We start from the raw sequence: 19542 nt of genomic DNA on the forward strand, positions 1-19542 counted from the left end.
AGGGCCGTCGCACCGTGGCGCGATGGCATGTGGCCGCGGGAGTGACAGATGGGAAACCCGTGTATACATCTGTGGAGGTGCAGCGAGGCAGTCTTGCTCTCGCCCCCGCACCGAAGGAGAACAAGAAGTCCCGCAGGCCCTCGCTTGCGGTTGTGCCCACCGACCGGGCCGCCACCGAGGAGCGTCGCTCCGCGCACCCCGCGCACCCCGCGCGCGCCCGGCGCTACCTGCGTCCCTACCTGCGTGCCGTGCGCGTGCTGGACCTGGCGGCCGTCTCTACCGCGATCGCCCTGGCCCTGCTGCTGCGCTTCGGCCCGGTCCCGCTCGAGGCGGGACCGGGGCAGGTGAACTACTCGCTGATCGGCGTGGCCCTCGGGCTAGCCTGGATGGTCTCGCTGCACGTGCAGAACGCCTACGACGGTCGGCTCGTCGGGCACGGCATCCAGGAGTACCGGCAGACCTTCCACGCCTCGCTCTGGCTGTTCGCCGGGCTCGCCATCCTCGCCTACTCTTTCCAGCTGGACTTCGCCCGCGGCTTCGTCATGCTCGCCTTCCCGCTCGGCACCCTGATGCTGCTGCTCGGCCGGTGGACCGCACGCCGGTGGCTGGTCCAGCAGCGGCGCGAAGGTCACCTGTCCGACCGTGTCTTGCTCGTCGGTGACCGGGAGCACGTGGCCAGCCTGGTCACCGCGCTGCGCCGGACCCCCGACGCCGGTTACAAGGTGCTGGGCGCCTGCGTGGACCACGCCAGGTCGGGCAAGGTCGCCGGCGTCCCAGTGCTCGGCCCGGAGACCGATGCGGTGGCCAAGGCCATGGAGCTCAAGGTCGACGTCATTGCCGTGTCGTCCTCCTCAGGCCTGGGCCAGCTCGGTCTGCGCCGCCTCGGCTGGGCACTGGAGGGCACCGAGATCGACCTCGTCGTCGCCCCCGGCATCATGGACGTCGCCGGGCCGCGGGTGCTCACCCGCCCGGTCCAGGGGCTGCCGCTGATCCACGTGGAGGCCCCGACCTTCGTCGGCCCCCAGCGGGTGCTGAAGTCGATCTTGGACCGGACCGGTGCCTTGGTGCTGCTCGCCCTGCTCGCGCCGGTGCTCGTGGCAACCGCCATCGCGGTGCGCATGGACGGTGGGCCTGCCCTGTTCACCCAGGAGCGCGTGGGTCGCGACGGACGGCCGTTCAAGATGAAGAAGTTCCGCAGCATGGTCACCGACGCCGAGGCGCGGCTGCCCGAGCTGCTCGACGCCAACGAGGGGGCCGGCCCGCTGTTCAAGCTGCAGACCGACCCCCGGGTCACCAAGGTCGGCGCGATCATTCGCCGCTACTCCATCGACGAGCTGCCGCAGCTGCTCAACGTGGTGCGCGGGGAGATGAGCCTCGTCGGGCCCCGCCCGCCGCTGCCGCGGGAGGTCGCCGAGTACGAGACCGACACCCAGCGGCGGCTCCTCGTGCAGCCCGGGATGACAGGTCTGTGGCAGGTCAGCGGACGCAGCAACCTGTCCTGGGAGGAGTCGGTGCGGCTCGACCTGTACTACGTCGAGAACTGGACCCCGGTCCTGGACCTGATGATCATGTGGCGCACCTTCCAGGTCGTCGTCCGACCGAGCAACGCCGGCGCCTACTGACCCCGGTAGGGTGCCGGGCGTGAGCTCGCGCATCGCCTACCTCGGCCCGGAGGGCACCTTCACCGAGCAGGCCACCCGGCAGTGGGACCGCGAGGGTGCCCACGAGCTGCTCCCCGTGCCAACGGTGCCGGCGGCCCTCGCCGCCCTGGCGGCCGGCGAGGTGGGTGCCGCGGTGGTGCCCTTCGAGAACTCGGTCGAGGGCTCGGTCCCGGCAACCCTGCAGGCGCTGCAGGAGACGCAGGACGTGCGGATCGTCGCCGAGGAGCTGGTCCGGGTCCAGTTCAGCCTGCTGGTGCGACCCGAATGGGCGCAGCGCCCGATCCGGACGGTGGCGACGCACCCGCACGCCGCTGCCCAGGTGCGGGGCTGGCTGGCCGGTGAGTTGCCGGAGGCCCGGATCGTGCCTGAGACCTCCACCGCCCGCGCGGCGCAGGCGGTGGCCGAAGGGCAGTACGACGCGGCCATCGCCGCCCCCGGTGCCGCACGCGCCTACGGGCTGGCGGAGGCGGCCGAGCAGATCGCGGACCGGGAGGGTGCGGTCACCCGGTTCGTGGTGCTGCGTGCCGGCGTGCCGGTGCCCCCGCCCACCGGTGCCGACCGCACCACGCTGCTGGCGCTGATCTGGGCCAACCGCCCCGGTGCGCTGCTGGAGCTGTTGGACCAGTTCGCGGTGCGCGGCATCGACCTGACCCGTCTGGAGTCGCGCCCCACGGGCGAGGGCCTGGGGGAGTACCAGTTCTGGATCGACGCCACCGCCCACCTGACCGAGGCCAGGATGACCGAGGCCCTGCTCGGGCTGCGCCGGACCTGCCGGGACGTGCGCTTCTTCGGGTCCTACCCGCGCGCCGACACCCGAGCGACCCCCGTCCCCGAGCACGCGGACGAGCAGACCTACGCGGCCGCAGCCGCCTGGGTGCGCAGCCTCAGCGGTCCAGCTGTAACCAGCGGACCCAGCCGCCGTTGAGCACCAGCCAGGCGATCAGCCCGTAACCGGCCTGGCCGGGGTGCACCGTGTCACCGGCCGCGAGATCGGACTGCCACTGGTCGTGGTCGACCAGCGGGGTGAAGCAGTCGACGTAGGGCACGCGCCTCCGGCCGCAGACGTCCGCCTGGGCCTCGGAGAGCACCCGCAGCCGGGCGTTGACCTCGGCGTCCAAGGTGGGCGTCGGGCCGACGACGAAGGTGGCGATCCCGGTGGAGCTGGCCTCGTCGAGGATGTTGGCCAGGTTGAGCCGCGACCGGGCCGTGGTGACTTTGTGTGCGACGTCCTCCGCTCCCACCCCGATGACCAGCCTGCGCTCGCCGCGGCCCTCCCACCGGGTGGTGCACTCGGCACGCCATCGGGTCATGGCGCCCGCCGAGCTCGATCCGCGCACGCCGAGGTTGTAACTGGTCAGGTCGGCGCCCTGGCGGTCTGTACGGCCCACCACCCGGCTGACCCAGCCCAGCGCCTTGGGATCGCCGTAGCCGGCGACGAAGCCGTCGCCGACGAAGCACAGGCCGATGTCGCGCGGCCCTTCTCCCACGGCGAAGTCGGCGCTGGGGGCATACTCCAGCGCTGCGGGGTCGATGCGCTCGCCGCTGCTCATGGCTTCTGACCTGCTCTCTGCTCTCGGCTCACTCTTCGTCATCCCGGGCCAGCCAGGTGGCCAGCCGGTCGACCGGCACCTCGAACTCCGGGTGGAGGTCCACGAAGGTGCGCAACTGGTCGGCAAGCCAGGTGAGGCTGACCTCGTCCCCACCCCGGCGGGCTTCCAGCTCCTCGATGCCACGGTCGGTGAAGTACACCTGGTCAGGCTAGCGCCCTGCGTTCCGCGCGGCTGGCACCGGCCCGGGGTCACGGACCAGTTGGCGGTGCCAGGACTGGGTGGAGTAGCGCGTGCGCCACCCCAGCGAGCTGTACAGCTGGTCCGCCCCGGTGGGGGAGTCGGCGTCCACCTCCAGGCCCACCGAGGCCCGGCGGCGCAAGGCTGCGTCCTGGATCACGGTATGCAGCAGACCCTTGGCCACACCCCGTCCTCGGGCCCGGCGGTGCACCCCGATGTACTCGACGTAGGAGGAGTCTGGGCGGGCCCTGCCCTCCTCGTCCACCCGGCCGGTGAGGGTGGTGGCCACCAGCGCACCGGCAGGCTCGCCGTCCACGGTGGCCAACCACCAGTGGTCCCACCGATGGCCGGGGTCCTCCCGCAGTCGGGAGACGAACTCCTCGAAGGTCTCCCGGTAGGAGTTGAAGTGGTCCGCGAAGGAGGCTTCCAGCACCAGATGCACGGCCCGCAGGTCGTCCTCCTTCGGCATACCGACCCCGTCGTCACGGCGGACGCGGCGGATGCTGACCCCTTCGCGCAGGACGGGCGGGACCGCGTCGGTCTCCGGGTCGACGGGGCGGGACATCTGCCACCAGTCGCGCACGCGGGTGTAGCCGGACTCGGTCAGCCACCGCTGCTGGCGCTCGTCGTCGCTGAACGCGCCGGAGTCCAGCTGGGTGCGCTCCACCCCTCGCCGGGCCATCACCTCGCGCCCGAGGTCCTCGACGCGGGCGTAGCCGTAGGCGGCCAGGGGGTCGGCGTCCTGGTCCGACAGCTCCGGGGCCACGGTGACCCCGACGAGCACCCGACCCGCCGCGCGGTCGTGGCAGTTGATCCAGGCCTGCAGCTTCCCCTCCGGATCGCGGACGACCTCGTGCAGGTGGGTGTTCGCGCCGCGGCCGGTCACCTCGGCGGCGACGGTCTCGCTGTCCGCGCCGGGCCAGCCCCGCGCCTGCCGCTCGTGCCTGCGCAGCAGGCGCACAAGGTCGTCGACATCATCGACACCAGGGGCGTAGGAGGTGTATCCGGCGGGCAGGAGCGGTGCGGCGACGCTGCTGGGCATGGAGGGGATTCTTCCAGACGGCCCTGGCTACGCGGACGACTCCCAGCATGGGCGGAGAGGTTTCCACAGCCGCGTCAGGACGGCGTTGAACTCCGCGGCCGCCAGTTGCACCTCGTGGCCTGCCCCCACGACGACGTGGTGCTGGGCGCCCAGCTGCTCGGTCAACGCCTCGCAGACGGCCGTGAAGGCGGGATGGTGGGCCCCGGAGACCACGACGATGGGGAAGGCGGCGTCCGCGAGCTCGGCCACCGGCACCCGGGCCTGCCACGGCTGCCGTGCCCCGCGCAGTGCCGGGACCATCGCGGACAACTCGTCCACCAGCTCCGGCGGCAGGTCGGCGACGTCGGTGCCGACGAGTTGCAGGAAGGCGGTGAGAAACTCCCGGTCACTGACCGGCCTGGCCAGCAGCCGCACGAGCCCTTCCTGCAGCGCTCCCGCCGCCGGGTGGTCCGTGGCCTCGAAGAGGGGAGGCTCGGCTAGGAGGAGTGAGCGCACCGCCTCGGGTCGCTCTCGGGCGGCGACGAGCGCGACCAGGGCGCCGTAGGAGTGACCCACCAGGTGGGCACCGTCGCCCAGGAGCTCGGCGACGTCCTGCCCGTCGACCAGGAAGTCCTCACCGACCCCGGTGGCCGCGTAAGCCCGTCGGGTGGGCACGACCAGCTGGTAACCCTGCTCAGCAAGGGGACGCTGGGCGTCCCACTCCAGCGGACCGGTGGTCAGCGAGCCGTGCACCAGCACCACCCGTGCGCCGGAGCCCCAGATCTGGACCGGGACGGCAGGCGTCACGACCGCGACCACCCCGTGGGCGCCGCGCCCCTGACCTCACTCGGCGCGGTGGAAGACCTCACCGACCAGGGCCTGTTGCTCGACGTCATGGACCTTGGCCGACCCGGTCGCAGGCGAGGCGGAGGCCGGGCGGGCGAGGACACGCAGCGGACGGTCCTCGCCGTGCTGGGCCAGTGCCTGCGGCAAGTTGAGCGCCATGAACGGCCAGGCGCCCTGGTTCTCCGGCTCGTTCTGCACCCACACCAGCTCGGCATTCGGGTACTGGGCGGTCAACTTGGCCAGCTGGGCACCCGGGACGGGGTAGAGCTGCTCCATGCGCAGGATGGCCGTGCGGTCGTCGTCCCGGTCCTGGCGTGCGTCCTCCAGGTCGTAGACGAGCTTGCTGGAAGCCAGCACCACCCGGTCCACCTTCTCCTTGTCCAGCTCGAGCCGGTCCGGCAGCACCGGCTCGAAGGTGCCCGTAGTGAAGTCCTCCGGGGCGCTGGCGGCGGACTTTAGACGCAGCATCGCCTTGGGGGTGAAGACCACGAGGGGCCTGCGCGGCCGGGCCGTGGCGTGGGCGCGCAGCAGGTGGAAGTAGGAGGCCGGCGTGGAGGGGTAGGCCACGCGCATGTTGTCCTCGGCGCACATCTGTAGGTAGCGCTCGATCCGGGCCGAGGAGTGGTCCGGGCCCTGGCCCTCGTAGCCGTGCGGGAGCAGCAGCGCCACGCTGGAGCGCTGGTCCCACTTCTGCTCCGAGGAGGAGATGAACTCATCGACGATGATCTGGGCGCCGTTGGCGAAGTCGCCGAACTGGGCCTCCCACAGGACCAGGGTGTCGGTCTTCTCCACCGAGTAGCCGTACTCGAAGCCCATCGCGGCGTACTCCGAGAGCAGTGAGTCGTAGACCTCGAACGGGGCCTGGTCCTGCGACAGATGGTGCAGGGGGGTCCAGTTCTCGGCCGTCCGGTTGTCGGTCAGGACCGCGTGCCGCTGCACGAACGTGCCGCGGCGGCTGTCCTGGCCGGTCAGCCGCACCGGAGTCCCCTCCAGGACGAGGGAGCCGATGGCGATGAGCTCGCCCATGCCCCAGTCGATGCCGCCTTCGCGGGTCATCTGCTGGCGCGTGCTGAGCAGCTTGGCCAGCTTGGGGTGGACGGTGAAGCCCTCCGGTGGGGAGCCGAAGGCGTCCCCGATGCGGTGCAGCGTCCCCTCGTCGATCGCGGTGGGCCGCTGGCGGGTGGCCATGTCACCCTCGTCCTGGGCCTGCGGGCGCTCCAGGCCGTGAGTGCCATCACCCTCGCCCTTGAGCGCCGCCTTGGTCTCGATGAAGACCTGTTCCAGCTGCTTTTGGTAGTCACGCAGTGCGGCCTCGGCGTCGTCGACGGAGATGTCGCCGCGGCCGATGAGGGACTCGGTGTAGAGCTTGCGGACCGAGCGCTTGGCCTCGATGAGGTCATACATCAGCGGCTGGGTCATCGACGGGTCGTCGCCCTCGTTGTGGCCCCGGCGGCGGTAGCAGATGAGGTCGATGACGGCGTCCTTGCCGAACTCTTGGCGGTACTCGTAGGCGAGCTCGGCGACCCGGACTACGGCCTCGGGGTCGTCACCGTTGACGTGGAAGACGGGCGACTGCACGGCGCGGGCCACGTCGGAGCAGTACACCGAGGATCGCGAGTGGTGCGGGGCGGTGGTGAAACCGACCTGGTTGTTGATGATGACGTGCAGGGTGCCGCCCGTGCGGTAGGCCGGCAACTGGGACATCTGGAGCGTCTCCAGGACCACGCCCTGACCGGCGAACGCGGCGTCACCGTGCAGCAGCACAGGCAGCACGGTGGAGGCGGGCTGGCCGCCCTCGCGGGAGAGCCGGTCCTGCTTGGCGCGGGTGATGCCCTCCAGGACCGGGTTGACCGCCTCCAGGTGGGAGGGGTTGGCGGCCAGGTAGACACGGGTGGTCTTGCCCTGCTCGGTGCTGAACTCGCCCTCGGTGCCCAGGTGGTACTTCACGTCGCCCGAGCCCTGCACCGTCCCGGGGGCCGACTTGCCCTCGAACTCGCGGAAGATCTGGCCGTAGGACTTGCCCGCCAGGTTGGCCAGCACGTTGAGCCGGCCGCGGTGCGGCATACCGATCGTCACCTCGGACAGGCCGTCCTCGGCCGCCCGGTTGAGCACCTTGTCCAGCAGCGCGATGACCGACTCGCCACCCTCGAGGCTAAACCTCTTCTGACCTACGAACTTGGTCTGCAGGAAGGTCTCGAAGGCCTCCGCGGCGTTGAGGCGGCGCAGGATGCGCAACTGCTCGGCCGGGGCCGGCTTGGCGAAGGGGACCTCGAGCTTCTTCTGGAACCAGGCGCGCTGCTCGGGGTCCTGGACGTGCATGTACTCCACGCCCACGGTCCGGCAGTAGGAGTCGCGCAGGATGCCCAGGATTTGACGCAGGGTCAGCCTCGGCTTGCCGCCGAAACCGCCGGTAGGCACGTCACGGTCCAGGTCCCACAGGGTGAGACCGTGGTTGTTGATGTCCAAGTCCGGGTGGCGACGCTGGCGGTACTCCAGCGGGTCGGTGTCGGCCATGAGGTGGCCCCGGACCCGGTAGGAGTGGATGAGCTCCTGGATGCGGCTGGCCTTGGAGATGTCATCGTCATGGCTCGCGGTGATGTCCGGCGCCCACCGGACCGGCTCGTAGGGGATCCGCAGCGAGGTGAAGACCTCGTCGTAGAAGCCGTCCTGGCCCAGGAGCAGCTGATGCAGGACCTGGAGGAACTCCCCGGACTGCGCGCCCTGGATGATTCGGTGGTCGTAGGTCGAGGTCAGGGTCAGGATCTTGCTGACGCCATTCTCGGCGATCCGCTTGGTGGAGGCGCCCTGCCACTCGGCCGGGTAGTCCAGGGAGCCGACGCCCAGGATGGTGCCCTGGCCCTTCATCAGACGCGGCACCGAGTGCAGCGTCCCGATGCCGCCGGGGTTGGTCAGGCTGATCGTGGTGCCCTGGAAGTCCTCGATCGTCAGCTTGCCGGCGCGAGCCTTCTTGACCAGGGTCTCGTAGGCGGCCCAGAACTCGTGGAAGGTCATCTCCTCGGCGCCCTTGATGCTGGGTACGAGCAGCTGGCGGGTGCCATCCGGCTTGGGCACGTCGATGGCCAGGCCGAGGTTGATGTGGGCGGGCTGCACGAGGACCGGCTTGCCGTCCTGCACCTCGAAGCCGTTGTTCATCTCCGGCATCACCTGCAGCGCCTTGATCATGGCGTAGCCGATGAGGTGGGTGAAACTGACCTTGCCGCCGCGGCTGCGGGCCAGGTGGTTGTTGATGACCGTGCGGTTGTCGATGAGCAGCTTGGCCGGCATGGCCCGGGCGCTGGTCGCGGTGGGCACCTCCAGCGACGACTCCATGTTGGTGACCACGCGAGCCACGGCACCCCGCATGGGGGTGTGGGTCACGTCGTTCTGGGGCCCGGCCGACCTCTGCGCCGGGGCGTCCCGGGCTACCGGGACGGTTTTCGGCCCGTCGTTGCTGGCGCCGCCGTTGCCGGTCGAACTCGTGCTGCTGGACTCCTTGCTGCTGGAGTTCTTGCTGCCCGTGCCCTGGCTGCTGGAGTTCTTGCTGCTGGAGTTCTTGCTGCCCGTGCCCTGGCTGCTGGAGTTCTTGGTGCCGGAGTCTTTGCTGCCCGTGCCCTTGCTAGCCGAGCCCTGGGCAGCCGACCCGCTCTGGGCCGAGCTGCCCTGCGAGGGACGGCGCGGTGGGGCCGGGGCCACCTTGTTGCGGCTGGTCGGTCGCGGAGTGGTGGCGGAGGTGGACGGCGAGGACGAGCCCGACCCGGAAGTCGGCGAGGAGGCGACGCCCTGCGCCTGCTCGGACCCGTGACTGGAGCTGCCGTTGCTGCTCTGGCCGTTCTCGAAGTAGTTGCGCCACTCCGGTCCCACCGACCCTGGATCCTGATCGAAGCGCTCTCGCATCTCCTCCACGAGCCACTCGTTGGCTCCGAAGTCGGCGAGAATCTTGTCGCTGCTCGGGGGGTTGGCCACTGGGTCTGCGCCTTCTCTCACATCCGGGGGGCTACCAGGCATGGTGCGATCGCCGCACGCCACGCCTAGCCTAGCCGGTGACCATCCTGATCGCCGCCGCGGGGGAGCACCTCCCCCGTGCCGCCGGCCCCGGCCTCAGCTCACGTCCCTGCGGCGGGTCAGGGACCAGCCCACGGCGGTCATCACCGCGGCATACCCGGCGAGCACCAGGGCGGCGACCCACCAGGTGAGGGTGGTGCCGGAGACGCCGAACATCTGCCGGGTCTCTTCGGGCATGCCGGAGTAGGCGTCGACCGTGGCCAGGGACACCTGGGCGGGCAAGTAGCTGGCCAGGGTCTCTCCCCAGGTGGCCAGCTGGATGAAGACCCCCATCAGGGGCTCGACGATCCACACGATGGCCACGCCGACGAAGAGCGCCACGACCTGGTTGGGGATGAGCACGCCCAGCCCCAGCCCGATCAGGCCCCACAGCACCAGCACCAGGATCACCCGGAGGAAGACCCATCCCAGCTGCCCCGCGTCGGGGAAGATCTCGTGCCCGGCCGAGCCGAGCAGGACCGCCCCCGCCAGCACCGAGCCGGCGAGGTGGGCCAGCGCGATCACCGAGGAGGTGATGGCGACGGCGGCCACCTTGGCCAGGATGAGCGATCCCCGGCGAGGAGCGGCGAGCAGGGTGGCGGTGAGCGTCTTGTGCCGGTACTCCCCGCCGATGACGATGATGCCCATCACGAAGGTGAGCAGGTAGCCCATCGAGATCGACTGGGTGTAGATCATCCGGGCCAGTGAGACATCGTCCATCGCCTCGGCCAGGCTCAGGCTCTCGCCGTTCGGCGTCGGCATCGACCCGTAGATCATGAACCAGCCGGACAGGGCGGTCAGCGCCGCGCCCAGGAGGAAGGCGGCGAGGGTGAGGCCCCACCACATCCGAGTGGTGAAGAACTTGCGCAGCTCGGAGCGCACCAGGCCGGTCATCGGTTGTCCCCCTCGGTGGTGACGGGCGTGTCGCCCAGGTTGCGGTTGCGGTGCTGCGGGGAGTCGGTGAGCTCCAGGAACAGGCGTTCCAGGTCGGTCCGTCGCGGGCTCAGCTCGCTCAGGGCCACCTGGGCCTGCAGCGCGACCCGGCCGATCGCGGCCAGGTCACCGCTCGCGGCCTCCAGTGCGCCCTCGCCCTTCTCCGGCAGCGGCCGGGCAGGGATCCCAGCCCGGTCCAACGCCGCGGCCAGCCGTTGCGGGTCCGCCGCGCGGACCAGCGCGGCCGGCTCGCCGTGCAGCTCGTCCATGGTGCCGCTGCGCACCATCGTGCCGTTGGCGATGATGACGACGTCCTGGACGGTCTGCTCGACCTCGGCCAGCAGGTGGGAACTGATGAGCACCGTCTTGCCCTGGTCGGCGGACAGGTGGCGCAGGAAGCCCCGCATCCAGCGGATGCCCTCGGGGTCCAGCCCGTTGCTCGGCTCGTCGAGTAGCAGCACCTGCGGGTCACCGAGCAGCGCCCCGGCCAGGCCCAGGCGCTGCCGCATCCCCATCGAGTAGCCCCCCGCCCGCTTGCGCGCGGCCGCGGGGATGCCCACCAGCTCGAGCAGCTCGTCCACCCGCGAGTCGGGGATGTCCCCGGTGGCCGCCAGCGCTCGAAGGTGGTTGCGCCCCGAACGGCCGGGGTGGAAGCCGGTCGCCTCCAGACCGGCACCGACCGTGCGGATCGGGTGTTGGAGGTCGACGTAGCGCTCGCCGCCGATCAGGGCCTCCCCGGAGGTCGGGCGGACCAGCCCCAGCAGCATGCGCAAGGTCGTGGTCTTACCGGCGCCGTTGGGTCCCAGGAAGCCGGTGATCCGGCCGGGCCGCACGTCGAAGGTCAGGTCGTCGACGGCCCGCAGGCTGCCGAAAGTCTTGGTCAGGCCCCGGACGCTGACGTCGCGGCCCTCCCGTGGTCTGTGTTCCGTCCCCGCTCTGCTCATGACAGGTAGCCAACCAGGTCACCGGGTGCGCCGCATCGGCCGGGTGGGGGAGATCCATCTCCGTCACAGGTGGGAGAACACCCGATCGGCGGGAGGGGCCGGTCGTCGGGCAGGGGTTGGGACAAGCGGGCCATTGCCGAGGATGACCCGCTCGTGGCGGAGGCGGACAGGAATCGAACTAGTCCACGGATGCCTTTCTCACAGTCTTCCTGACCTGCGCAAATGCCCTTTCACCTGCGGTGATACGCCGGTATCCTAGTTGCACGAGTGCACAGAAGCGGCCACGAGAGTGCACGCATGTTGCACGTATGTTGCACGACAGAGAGGCTGCAACGTGGCACGAGGGCGACGCAGGGACCGGGGCCGACGAGGCTTCGGCGCGGTGCGCAAACTCCCGAGCGGTCGCTACCAAGCGTCCTACGTCGGCCCGGACCTCAAACGGCATGCCGCGCCGTACACGTTCGAGGCCGCCATCGATGCAGAGGGCTGGTTGGCGCAGGAGCGGCGGCTGGTGGCATCGGACGAGCCATGGACGCCGCCCAGGGCCCGCTTCGAGGCACTACGGGCCGCCGCGGAGGGTGGGATGACCCTACGGCACTTCGCGCCCGAGGCCCTGGCCAGACGCCGCACACGCGGCAAGCCGTTGCGCCCCAAGACCATGAGCCTGTACGAGGGGCTGCTGCGCCGGGTGATCTATCCGCGGTTCGGGGACGTGCCCATGCGACTGGTGACCGACGACGACGTGAGTGGCTGGTTCGACGGGCTGGACCCGGACACGCCGACGCAGAACGCGCACGCCTACGCGCTGCTGCACGGGCTGTTCGTCGACGCCGTGCACCCGAAGCAACGCGCCCGGACCGGCGTGACCATCAACCCGTGCACCGTCAAGGGCGCAGGGACTGTGCAACGGCGCCACGAGATTCGCACTGCGGCCCTGGTCGAGTTGGACGCGCTGCTGGAGCACACGCCCCCGCGTTTCCGTGCCCTGGTCGTTGTCGCCTTCGCCTGGTGCGGGCTGCGGTTCGGGGAGGCCGCCGAGCTGCGCCGCTCGGATGTGGACCTAGAGACCGGAGTGCTGCACGTGCGCCGCGCCGTGGTGCGGGTGGAGGGGCAGAACATCGTCGGGCCGCCCAAGTCCGCCGCCGGCGTCCGGGCCGTCACTGTGCCGCCTCATGTACTGCCGCTGCTGGCGGCCCACATGCACCAGCACGTCGGCCCCGGTGCGTCGGCGCTGCTGTTCCCTGCCGAGGCGGGCGGGACCGAGCACCTGGCGCACGCCACGTTCTACAAGTACGTCTGGATGCCGGCGCGGGCCGCTGCTGGACGTCCTGACCTGCGTCTGCACGACCTGCGGCACACCGCGGCGGTGCTCTCTGCACAGTCGGGGGCGACCGTGGCCGAGCTGATGGGCAGATATGGTCACAGTTCGGCGGATGCGAGCCTGCGATACCAGCACGTCGCCCACGGGCGCGACGCCGAGATTGCCGCCCGCATGTCCCGGCTCGCGGGGGGCAGCACGTGACTGCGCGCCGCGCGCCGACACGCCCTCCGTCGGCGCTGCTGTTCCGTAACGAGGCGGGCGGGACCGAGCACCTGGCTGGGGATGGCGGGTGGTGGCTGCTGCGTGGTGAGGGCGTGCCGCATAGGTCCGACGGACGCCATCGCCAGGCATGGCCCAGCCGTGACGCTGTAGTATCGAAACGACGTCGAAATCACGGCGTTTGTGCGTCGTCAAGGACGAGAAGAGTCGGGTATGGCTACTGCCAACACAAGTCATCGAGCACGCGCCACCTCGGACGTGCGGCCGCGGCGGCCGGAGGAGTGGACGGTGCCGCAGATCACGGCCTACCTGAACGAAACCCTCGGCCCCAAGCTCGTGGCCTACATGGTCGGCAAGAGCCCCCAAACAGTGGCGCGGTGGGCAGGCGGCGCCCAGGCCCCCCCGCAGCCTGACGTCGAGCGCAGGCTTCGAGGAGCGTTCCAGATTGTCCAGCTTCTGGTTGAGACCGACTCCCGCCACGTCGTGCGATCCTGGTTCATCGGCATGAACCCCCAGCTGGAGGACCGCAGCCCCGCAGAGGTCGTCGTGACGGGTGACCTGCGGGCCGTCATGGCTGCGGCCAGGGCGTTCACGTCCGGAGGATGACCGTCACCGAGCCGCGCCTGGTCGCCGCCCCCGACACAGTGTGGCGGGTCGCTCGACTTGGCAAAGGGACCGAGTTCTCGCAGATCGACCCGGTCGATGCATTGTCGCTGAACGCCGGCAACCGTTTCGATGTGGTGGGCGGAGGGGCTTTGTACGCCTCGACCTTGCTCGAAGGCTGCTACCGAGAAGTCCTGGCACGCTTGCGACCGGCCCCAGGAATGATCGGCCTAGACGAGGATGACAGCCGTCACATGCGAGCGGGGAACGTCGCCGCGTCATGGCGGGAGAACCGGCGCCGCTTCGCTCTCGGCCTGCCTGACGCCCTACCCTTCGTCGACGTCGAGCACCAGGACACCTGGAACACGCTCGAGGCTGCTATCGCGATGCCGGCCGGCGTGCACCACCTTGACGTAAGTCACGTGCGCGGGCCCGACAGGCTCCTCACGCGGGCCATCGCGGCTTGGGTCTACTCACAGACGGACGCGGAGGGCGCTCCCCTTTACTCCGGCGTGCGCTATCTGTCGCGCACCGGTGACTTCGAGTGCTGGGCGATCTTCGACGGCACTACCGTGCTCGAGGTGGCGCCAGCTGGTGAGCTCAGCCTGCGCGACGAGGCGCTGCAGCGAGTGGCAGGCACATACGGACTGACGCTGCACTGACTGACTGCAGCCCTTCCCCCAGTGAGACTGCACAGCGCACCAGCGCTACGCCACCAGTGCGATCGAAGAGATTGTCACCGCCCGCCACAGCCTGGCTCGACTCGTACCACACCGTCTGCCTAGACAACCCGCACGAGACCGATCCGTCCGTCGACGAACTCGCCCTCGTCGACCCGAGACTCTCAAAAGTCGCTCCGCTCGAACGGAACACACCTGGTGCACTCGGTGAAATAGTTCCGGAAAAGTGACCCCCTGAGCGCGGCTGCTCCGCTTTAGGGGGTGTGATGACGTTGCACAAGTTGTCTGCCGGGAGCGGGTACACGTACCTGACGAGTCAGGTCGCGCAGCACGACGCGACCGAGCGTCGGCAGGCCGGCCTGGCGTCCTACTACGAGGAGAAGGGTGAGTCGCCCGGTCGTTGGCTCGGGGCCGGCCTGGCCGGTCTCGACCTGAAAGTCGGCGACGTGGTGTCCGAGGAGCAGATGAAGCTGCTGTTCGGTCAGGGCCGCCATCCCCGGGCGGGGGAGCCCGGCGCCGCCGAACAGGCTTGGGGTGCTCTGGGGCGGGCGTTCCCCACCTACAACGCCACGACCCTGCGGCAAATGATCGCTCGGGCGTTCAGCGAGCACAACACCAGCCAGGGACTGGCGTGGAACGCCCCGATCCCGGCGGAGGAGCGGGCAGCGATCCGCACCCGGGTCGCCCGGGAGGTGTTCGAGCAACGCCACGGCCGCGCGCCGGTGGACGAGGCGGAGCTGACGAAGTTCCTCGCGCGTGCGTCCAAGCCGGCGCAGGTGCCGGTGGCGGGGTTCGACCTGACGTTCTCCCCGGTGAAATCGGTCTCTGCCCTGTGGGCGCTGGCGCCGGCCGAGGTCGCGAGGCAGGTGGAGGCCGCGCACGAGGACGCGGTCCGGGCGACGCTAGAACTGTTGGAGCGGGAGGTGGCGTTCACGAGGGTTGGCAAGGGCGGCATCCGTCAGGTGCCCGTCACGGGTTTGGTGGCGGCGTCGTTCGATCATCGGGACTCGCGGACGGGGGACCCGGACCTGCATACCCACGTGGTGGTCTCGAACAAGGTGCAGTCGCTGGCCGAGGAGGGTGGGCGGTGGTTGACGGTGGACGGGCGGATGCTGTTCAAGGCCAAGGTGATGGCTTCGGAGCACTACAACACCCACCTGGAGGCCGGGCTGGTGGACCGGCTCGGGGTCGCGTTCGTCGACCGCCCGGGGGTGGAGGGCAAGCGGGCGGTGCGGGAGATCGCCGGGATCGCCCCGGCCCTGCTCGCCAGTTGGTCGTCACGGCGGCAGGCGATCCAGGCCCGCATGGACGAACTGGCCTCGGCGTTCCTGGCCGACCATGGTCGGGCCCCGACCGTGATCGAGTCGTTGGACCTGGCGCAGCGGGCGAACCTGGAGACCCGCCCGGGCAAGCACGAGCCGCGCTCGGAGGCCGAGCAGCGGCAGGCGTGGCGACAGCAGGCCAGCACGGTGCTCGCCGCTGACGGCAAGGCCCCGGAAGAGATGGTCACGGCGGCGGTAGGGGCGGGGTGGGGACGCAACAAGGGACGCAATAGAGACGTGGGCATCACCGGAGGTCAGCGGGTGGGGACGCTCCAGGGACGTATCCGGGGACGTGGTGGGGACGTGCGTCCCCAGGTGGTCGCGGCGCGGGTGGTGTCGGTGCTGGAGGGGTCGCGGGCGACGTGGCAGGTCTGGCACGTGCGGGCCGAGACCTCACGTCAGCTACGCACCGCGGGGGTGCCGTTGGCCCGGCTCGAGGAGTACGGGCGCTCGGTGGAACGGTGGGTCCTGCAGGGTTTCTCGGTCCCGGTCGGAGTACCACCGGAGCTGGGCGAACCGGAGGTGCTGCGGCGCCCGGACGGGCAGCCCGCCCACACGGTGCACGGCAGCCAGGCCTACACCTCGCGCGCGATCCTCGCCGCCGAGGAGGAGCTCCTGGCCCTCGCGCTGCGTCGGGACGGCCGCCACGCCGACCCGGCCGTGGTCGAGACCGTCCTGGCCGCCGAGGGGGCGGACGGTCCGGGGCTGGACCGGTCCCAGGCCGCAATGGTCCGCACCCTCGCGACGAGCGGGTGCCGGGTCCAGGTCGCCCTCGCCCCAGCCGGGGCCGGCAAGACCGCCGCGCTGCGGGTGCTCGCCCGGGCGTGGGAGGCCTCCGGCGGGACCGTCCTGGGACTGGCCCCGACCGCGGTCGCGGCCGACGAACTGGCCCGGGCCACCGGCATCGGTGCCGACACCCTCGCGAAGTACCTGCACCAGACCACCACGGCGAGGGCTGGCCGTCCGGCCCAGTACCCGGGTGCTGGCGTAGGCGGTCGCGTGGGGCCGGGGACGTTGGTGGTCGTCGACGAGGCCGGCATGGCCGGAACCCGCGCCCTCGCGGATGCGGTGCGGCATGTCGTGGACGCCGGTGGCAGTGTGCGTCTGGTGGGGGATGACCAGCAGCTGGCCGCCGTCGCGGCCGGCGGGATCCTCACCGACCTGGCCGAGCAGGGGTACGCGCACGGCACCACCGTCACGTTGACCGAGCTGCACCGGTTCATCGACCCCGAAGAAGGACAGGCCACCCTCGCCATCCGGGACGGCGATCCCGCCGCGCTGGAGCACTACCTCGAGCGGGGACGGGTCCAAGCCGGAGACGCCGGCACCATGGCCGAGACCGCGTACGCCGCCTGGAAGGCCGACCAGCAGGGCGGCATGTCCAGCCTGCTGCTGGCCGCGACCCGGGACACCGTGCGTGACCTGAACCAGCGCGCCCGCCATGACCGGCTCGACGCTACCGCCGGACAGGCATCCGGCCCAGAGGTGACCCTGGCTGATGGGACCTGCGCGAGTGCCGGCGACACGGTGATCACCCGCCGTAACGACCGGCGCCTGCGGGCCGGGGACGGGGCGTGGGTGAGGAACGGGGACCGGTGGCGCGTCCTGGCCGTCCACCCCGACGGCGCCGTGACCGTCGACCGCCAGGACGGGCGAGCCCGGCACGAGCCGGGCCGGGTCCGGCTACCGGCGGGGTACGTGGCCGAGCATGTCCAGCTGGGGTATGCGTCCACGATCCACGGCGCCCAGGGCGCCACCGTAGACACCACGCACACCGTCCTGACCGGGACAGAGACCCGGCAGGGCCTGTACGTCGCGCTCTCCCGCGGCCGGCAGACTAACCACCTCTACCTCGCCACCCCCACCGTGTCCCTGGACTCCGTCGGTCCCGAGGTCCAGGACACTGTCGCCGAGCCGCGGCAGGTGCTCACCGACATCCTCGCCCGGGACGGCCGTGCACAGTCGGCCACGACCGCCGAGCACGGCGACACCGCAGGGCTGCTGCGGGAGGCGGTGCTGGCCTACCAGGACGCCCTGACGGTCCTGGCCCAGCATCACCTCGGACCCGAGCAGATGGCCGCCCTGGACGACGCGCTCGAACGGTGGCTACCCGGCCTCACCCGGGCACCGGCCTACCCGCACCTGCGCGGCCAGCTCGCCGTGCGCTGGGCCGACGGGACCCGGCCCGAGACCGTCGTGCAGGAAGCCACCTTGTACCGCGGCAAGCGCACCCTCACCGAGGCTGAGGACCCCGCCGCCGCCCTCACCTGGCGCATCAGTGCCCTCACGCCCCTGCCGCACAGGGACGCGCCGCTGCCGTGGCTGCCCGACATCCCACCCGCCCTACGAGAGGAACCGGGCACGAGCACCTACCTCGACCGCCTGACCGGCCGGATCGACGACCTCAAGCATCAGGTCACGGACCAGGCCCAGCGGGCAGGTGCGTCCGATCGGGTGCCGTGGCAGCGGATGCTGCCTCCGGACGTCGAGGAACAGCTGCTCGGCGACCTTGCGGTCTGGCGCGCCGCCCACGCCGTCCCACACACCGAACCCAGGCCTACCGGAGCGCCCGTCAAAGACCCCGACGTCGCACGGCACCAGACCCGACTCACCCGACGACTGAACCCACTGTCCCCGCCCCGCGGCAGACCGATGGAAGGCACAGCAGGGGAGAGGCTGCGAGCCAGCCAGCGACAAGCCGAGCAGCACGCTCGCTATGGGCACCCCTCCAGCGAGGTGTCAGGTCCATCCCGGTAACCGATCGCAGATGAGGGCCGACCCCGCCGCGGGACCGCGGTCGATACATCGCTGTACCGCCGAGAGTCGGATGTTGGGCGACGAACTCATCGTGGTCGGACACTCCCGAGAGGACGTCGCAAACGACGACCCGCGAGCGTCTTGAGGACCGGACTGCCCGGTCGCAGACGAGATGCCTGGAGTTGGCGGCAGTGTCGGTGTACTCGTCATGGTCGTGCGGCCTTAGCGCCGGACTACACCTGCGGGCGTCTGTCGGCGCGCGGGCCTAGGCTGCCGGTCATGAGCGAAGACGTGGGGCAGGTCGTGCCGTCGGTCGAGGAGGTCGCCCGGCTCGTGGGTGAACTGATCGCCTCAGAATGGCCGACGACGCAAGACGAGCGGAGCGCGTGGTTCGAGCGGCACGGCATCGCGACGGAGGGTGCCGCACTGGTGCGGGAGGAGCACGGAGGCGAGTCCTGGCACAGCGGTGACCCGGGCGCCCCGTGGCCTGCGGTTGGCTGGCACGTCTTCGAGGGAGAGTTCGTCGGGATCAGCTGGTTCTTGTGGCACGGGCTGTCGGAGGACGTCGTGCCTGGGCTCGCAGAGCTGCTGCGCGGCCGTTTTGTCGAGATCGCGGGTGAGCCGATGGACGAGATGCGGCGCGAGGGCGAGGACTATCGCTTCACCGCCTACTGGCGGACGGGTGGTCGCTCCATCGACATGTACCTCTACGGCGGACCGGTGCTGGAGGGTCGGTTTCACGAGCAGCCGGTGGTGCAGTTGCACGTCGACCACGTCGAACGCGCCCGACGGGCGGACGACGCCGCGGCGCGGGTACAGCCGGTGGTGAGGGGGCGGGATGGGCCGGGGAACGACGCCGCGCCGCACCCCCCTACGTCGTAATCGGCACCCCCACGGCGACACCGAGCCGCGCGCTCAGGTCGCGCGGTGCCGATGCTAGACTCGCACTTCGTTCTCACCCGCGTGGGGCGGGAAGAAGGAGCACTCATGGCTCACGTCACGATCCACGGAACCCTCGCCAGCGATCCAAAGATCTTGAGCACTGGTGGCTTCAGAGAGATCGTCCTACTGCGCGTGGTCGAGACCCTGGAGTGGTATGACGGCGAGGGCAGCAGGCACACGGGCGAATCCGAGCACCACGTCGTAATCGTGTCCGGCCCGGATGCCGAAAATAGCATGAGCCTGCGTAAAGGCGACACGGTGCTGGTCGAGGGACACAGCTACGTAGGCACCCTCACCGACGAGGCAGGCGAGGAGCGGGAGATGACTCAGGTGAGCGCCCTACACATCGGCGTCTCCCTTGACAAATTTCGTGTTCCCTCCAATAGGACCACTGGTTGAGCTCATGGCCCGACGCGCCCCCGGATGAAGGCCCGCGGCGAAACGGGAGGCCCCGTTCGGCGAAAG

General features: G+C 70.6%; 15 protein-coding genes. 8 read left to right on the plus strand and 7 right to left on the minus strand.

Annotated elements, in window-relative coordinates; all coding sequences use genetic code 11:
* Positions 1 to 77: 77 nt before the first annotated feature.
* Together FY030_RS02845 and pheA are read left to right on the plus strand one after the other, a co-directional pair.
* The gene (locus FY030_RS02845; protein ID WP_192498692.1) at positions 78 to 1622 is read left to right on the plus strand and encodes a sugar transferase; all 1545 of its coding nucleotides are present in this window, start codon (positions 78 to 80) and stop codon (positions 1620 to 1622) included.
* Between the two features lie 19 nt (positions 1623 to 1641).
* The gene (gene pheA, locus FY030_RS02850) at positions 1642 to 2586 is read left to right on the plus strand and encodes a prephenate dehydratase (RefSeq protein WP_158060193.1); all 945 of its coding nucleotides are present in this window, start codon (positions 1642 to 1644) and stop codon (positions 2584 to 2586) included.
* On the opposite strand, the gene FY030_RS02855 is transcribed toward pheA, so the two are convergent.
* The 7 genes from FY030_RS02855 to FY030_RS02885 all read right to left on the minus strand — a co-directional run bounded on the left by FY030_RS02855 (position 2546) and on the right by FY030_RS02885 (position 11233).
* A complete protein-coding gene (locus FY030_RS02855; protein WP_158060194.1) occupies positions 2546 to 3211 on the minus strand; it encodes a GDSL-type esterase/lipase family protein in 666 nt (221 codons plus the stop codon). The genes pheA and FY030_RS02855 overlap by 41 nt on opposite strands.
* A 28-nt stretch (positions 3212 to 3239) precedes the next feature.
* A complete protein-coding gene (locus FY030_RS16250) occupies positions 3240 to 3410 on the minus strand; it encodes a DUF6104 family protein (RefSeq protein WP_192498693.1) in 171 nt (56 codons plus the stop codon).
* 9 nt (positions 3411 to 3419) lie between these two features.
* Positions 3420 to 4490: a GNAT family N-acetyltransferase gene (locus FY030_RS02860; RefSeq protein ID WP_158060195.1), complete on the minus strand. Its 1071-nt coding sequence runs from the start codon at positions 4488 to 4490 to the stop codon at positions 3420 to 3422.
* 27 nt (positions 4491 to 4517) lie between these two features.
* Positions 4518 to 5276 carry an alpha/beta fold hydrolase gene (locus FY030_RS02865; protein ID WP_192498694.1) on the minus strand — a complete coding sequence of 253 codons (759 nt, stop codon included), beginning with the start codon at positions 5274 to 5276 and terminating at the stop codon, positions 4518 to 4520.
* Positions 5277 to 5312: 36 nt separating this feature from the next.
* Positions 5313 to 9320 (minus strand): multifunctional oxoglutarate decarboxylase/oxoglutarate dehydrogenase thiamine pyrophosphate-binding subunit/dihydrolipoyllysine-residue succinyltransferase subunit, encoded by a 4008-nt coding sequence (locus FY030_RS02870; protein ID WP_192498695.1) that lies wholly within the window; start codon positions 9318 to 9320, stop codon positions 5313 to 5315.
* A gap of 93 nt (positions 9321 to 9413) precedes the next feature.
* Positions 9414 to 10250 (minus strand): ABC transporter permease subunit, encoded by an 837-nt coding sequence (locus tag FY030_RS02880; protein ID WP_158060197.1) that lies wholly within the window; start codon positions 10248 to 10250, stop codon positions 9414 to 9416.
* Positions 10247 to 11233, minus strand: a complete 987-nt coding sequence (locus FY030_RS02885; RefSeq protein WP_158060198.1) for an ABC transporter ATP-binding protein — start codon at positions 11231 to 11233, stop codon at positions 10247 to 10249. The genes FY030_RS02880 and FY030_RS02885 overlap by 4 nt, the downstream gene beginning before the upstream one ends.
* Positions 11234 to 11615: 382 nt before the next feature.
* On the opposite strand from FY030_RS02885, the gene FY030_RS02890 reads away from it, so the two are divergent.
* From FY030_RS02890 to FY030_RS02915, 6 genes are all read left to right on the plus strand, one after another.
* Positions 11616 to 12755, plus strand: a complete 1140-nt coding sequence (locus FY030_RS02890; protein ID WP_238348522.1) for a tyrosine-type recombinase/integrase — start codon at positions 11616 to 11618, stop codon at positions 12753 to 12755.
* A 231-nt stretch (positions 12756 to 12986) separates the two neighbouring features.
* Positions 12987 to 13379 carry a hypothetical protein gene (locus FY030_RS02895; RefSeq protein ID WP_158060200.1) on the plus strand — a complete coding sequence of 131 codons (393 nt, stop codon included), beginning with the start codon at positions 12987 to 12989 and terminating at the stop codon, positions 13377 to 13379.
* Positions 13376 to 14038 (plus strand): RES domain-containing protein, encoded by a 663-nt coding sequence (locus FY030_RS02900; RefSeq protein ID WP_158060201.1) that lies wholly within the window; start codon positions 13376 to 13378, stop codon positions 14036 to 14038. The genes FY030_RS02895 and FY030_RS02900 overlap by 4 nt, the downstream gene beginning before the upstream one ends.
* 284 nt (positions 14039 to 14322) lie before the next feature.
* Positions 14323 to 18135, plus strand: coding sequence for a MobF family relaxase (gene mobF / locus FY030_RS02905; RefSeq protein ID WP_158060202.1), 3813 nt, complete (start codon positions 14323 to 14325; stop codon positions 18133 to 18135).
* Between the two features lie 279 nt (positions 18136 to 18414).
* Positions 18415 to 19017: a hypothetical protein gene (locus FY030_RS02910; RefSeq protein ID WP_158060203.1), complete on the plus strand. Its 603-nt coding sequence runs from the start codon at positions 18415 to 18417 to the stop codon at positions 19015 to 19017.
* 105 nt (positions 19018 to 19122) lie between these two features.
* Positions 19123 to 19476 carry a single-stranded DNA-binding protein gene (locus tag FY030_RS02915; RefSeq protein WP_192498696.1) on the plus strand — a complete coding sequence of 118 codons (354 nt, stop codon included), beginning with the start codon at positions 19123 to 19125 and terminating at the stop codon, positions 19474 to 19476.
* Positions 19477 to 19542: the final 66 nt, after the last annotated feature.

This window comes from Ornithinimicrobium pratense, assembly GCF_008843165.1.
GTDB classification, from domain to species: Bacteria; Actinomycetota; Actinomycetes; order Actinomycetales; family Dermatophilaceae; genus Ornithinicoccus; species Ornithinicoccus pratensis.

Bases quoted from the DNA above. Each gene is read 5' to 3' on its own strand.
- FY030_RS02855 (WP_158060194.1), bottom strand. From the start codon at position 3,211: ATGAGCAGCGGCGAGCGCATCGACCCCGCAGCGCTGGAGTATGCCCCC.
- FY030_RS02870 (WP_192498695.1), bottom strand. From the start codon at position 9,320: ATGCCTGGTAGCCCCCCGGATGTGAGAGAAGGCGCAGACCCAGTGGCC.
- FY030_RS02910 (WP_158060203.1), top strand. From the start codon at position 18,415: ATGAGCGAAGACGTGGGGCAGGTCGTGCCGTCGGTCGAGGAGGTCGCC.
- FY030_RS02900 (WP_158060201.1), top strand. From the start codon at position 13,376: ATGACCGTCACCGAGCCGCGCCTGGTCGCCGCCCCCGACACAGTGTGG.
- FY030_RS02885 (WP_158060198.1), bottom strand. From the start codon at position 11,233: ATGAGCAGAGCGGGGACGGAACACAGACCACGGGAGGGCCGCGACGTC.
- FY030_RS02915 (WP_192498696.1), top strand. From the start codon at position 19,123: ATGGCTCACGTCACGATCCACGGAACCCTCGCCAGCGATCCAAAGATC.
- FY030_RS02880 (WP_158060197.1), bottom strand. From the start codon at position 10,250: ATGACCGGCCTGGTGCGCTCCGAGCTGCGCAAGTTCTTCACCACTCGG.
- FY030_RS02895 (WP_158060200.1), top strand. From the start codon at position 12,987: ATGGCTACTGCCAACACAAGTCATCGAGCACGCGCCACCTCGGACGTG.
- FY030_RS02860 (WP_158060195.1), bottom strand. From the start codon at position 4,490: ATGCCCAGCAGCGTCGCCGCACCGCTCCTGCCCGCCGGATACACCTCC.
- mobF (WP_158060202.1), top strand. From the start codon at position 14,323: ATGACGTTGCACAAGTTGTCTGCCGGGAGCGGGTACACGTACCTGACG.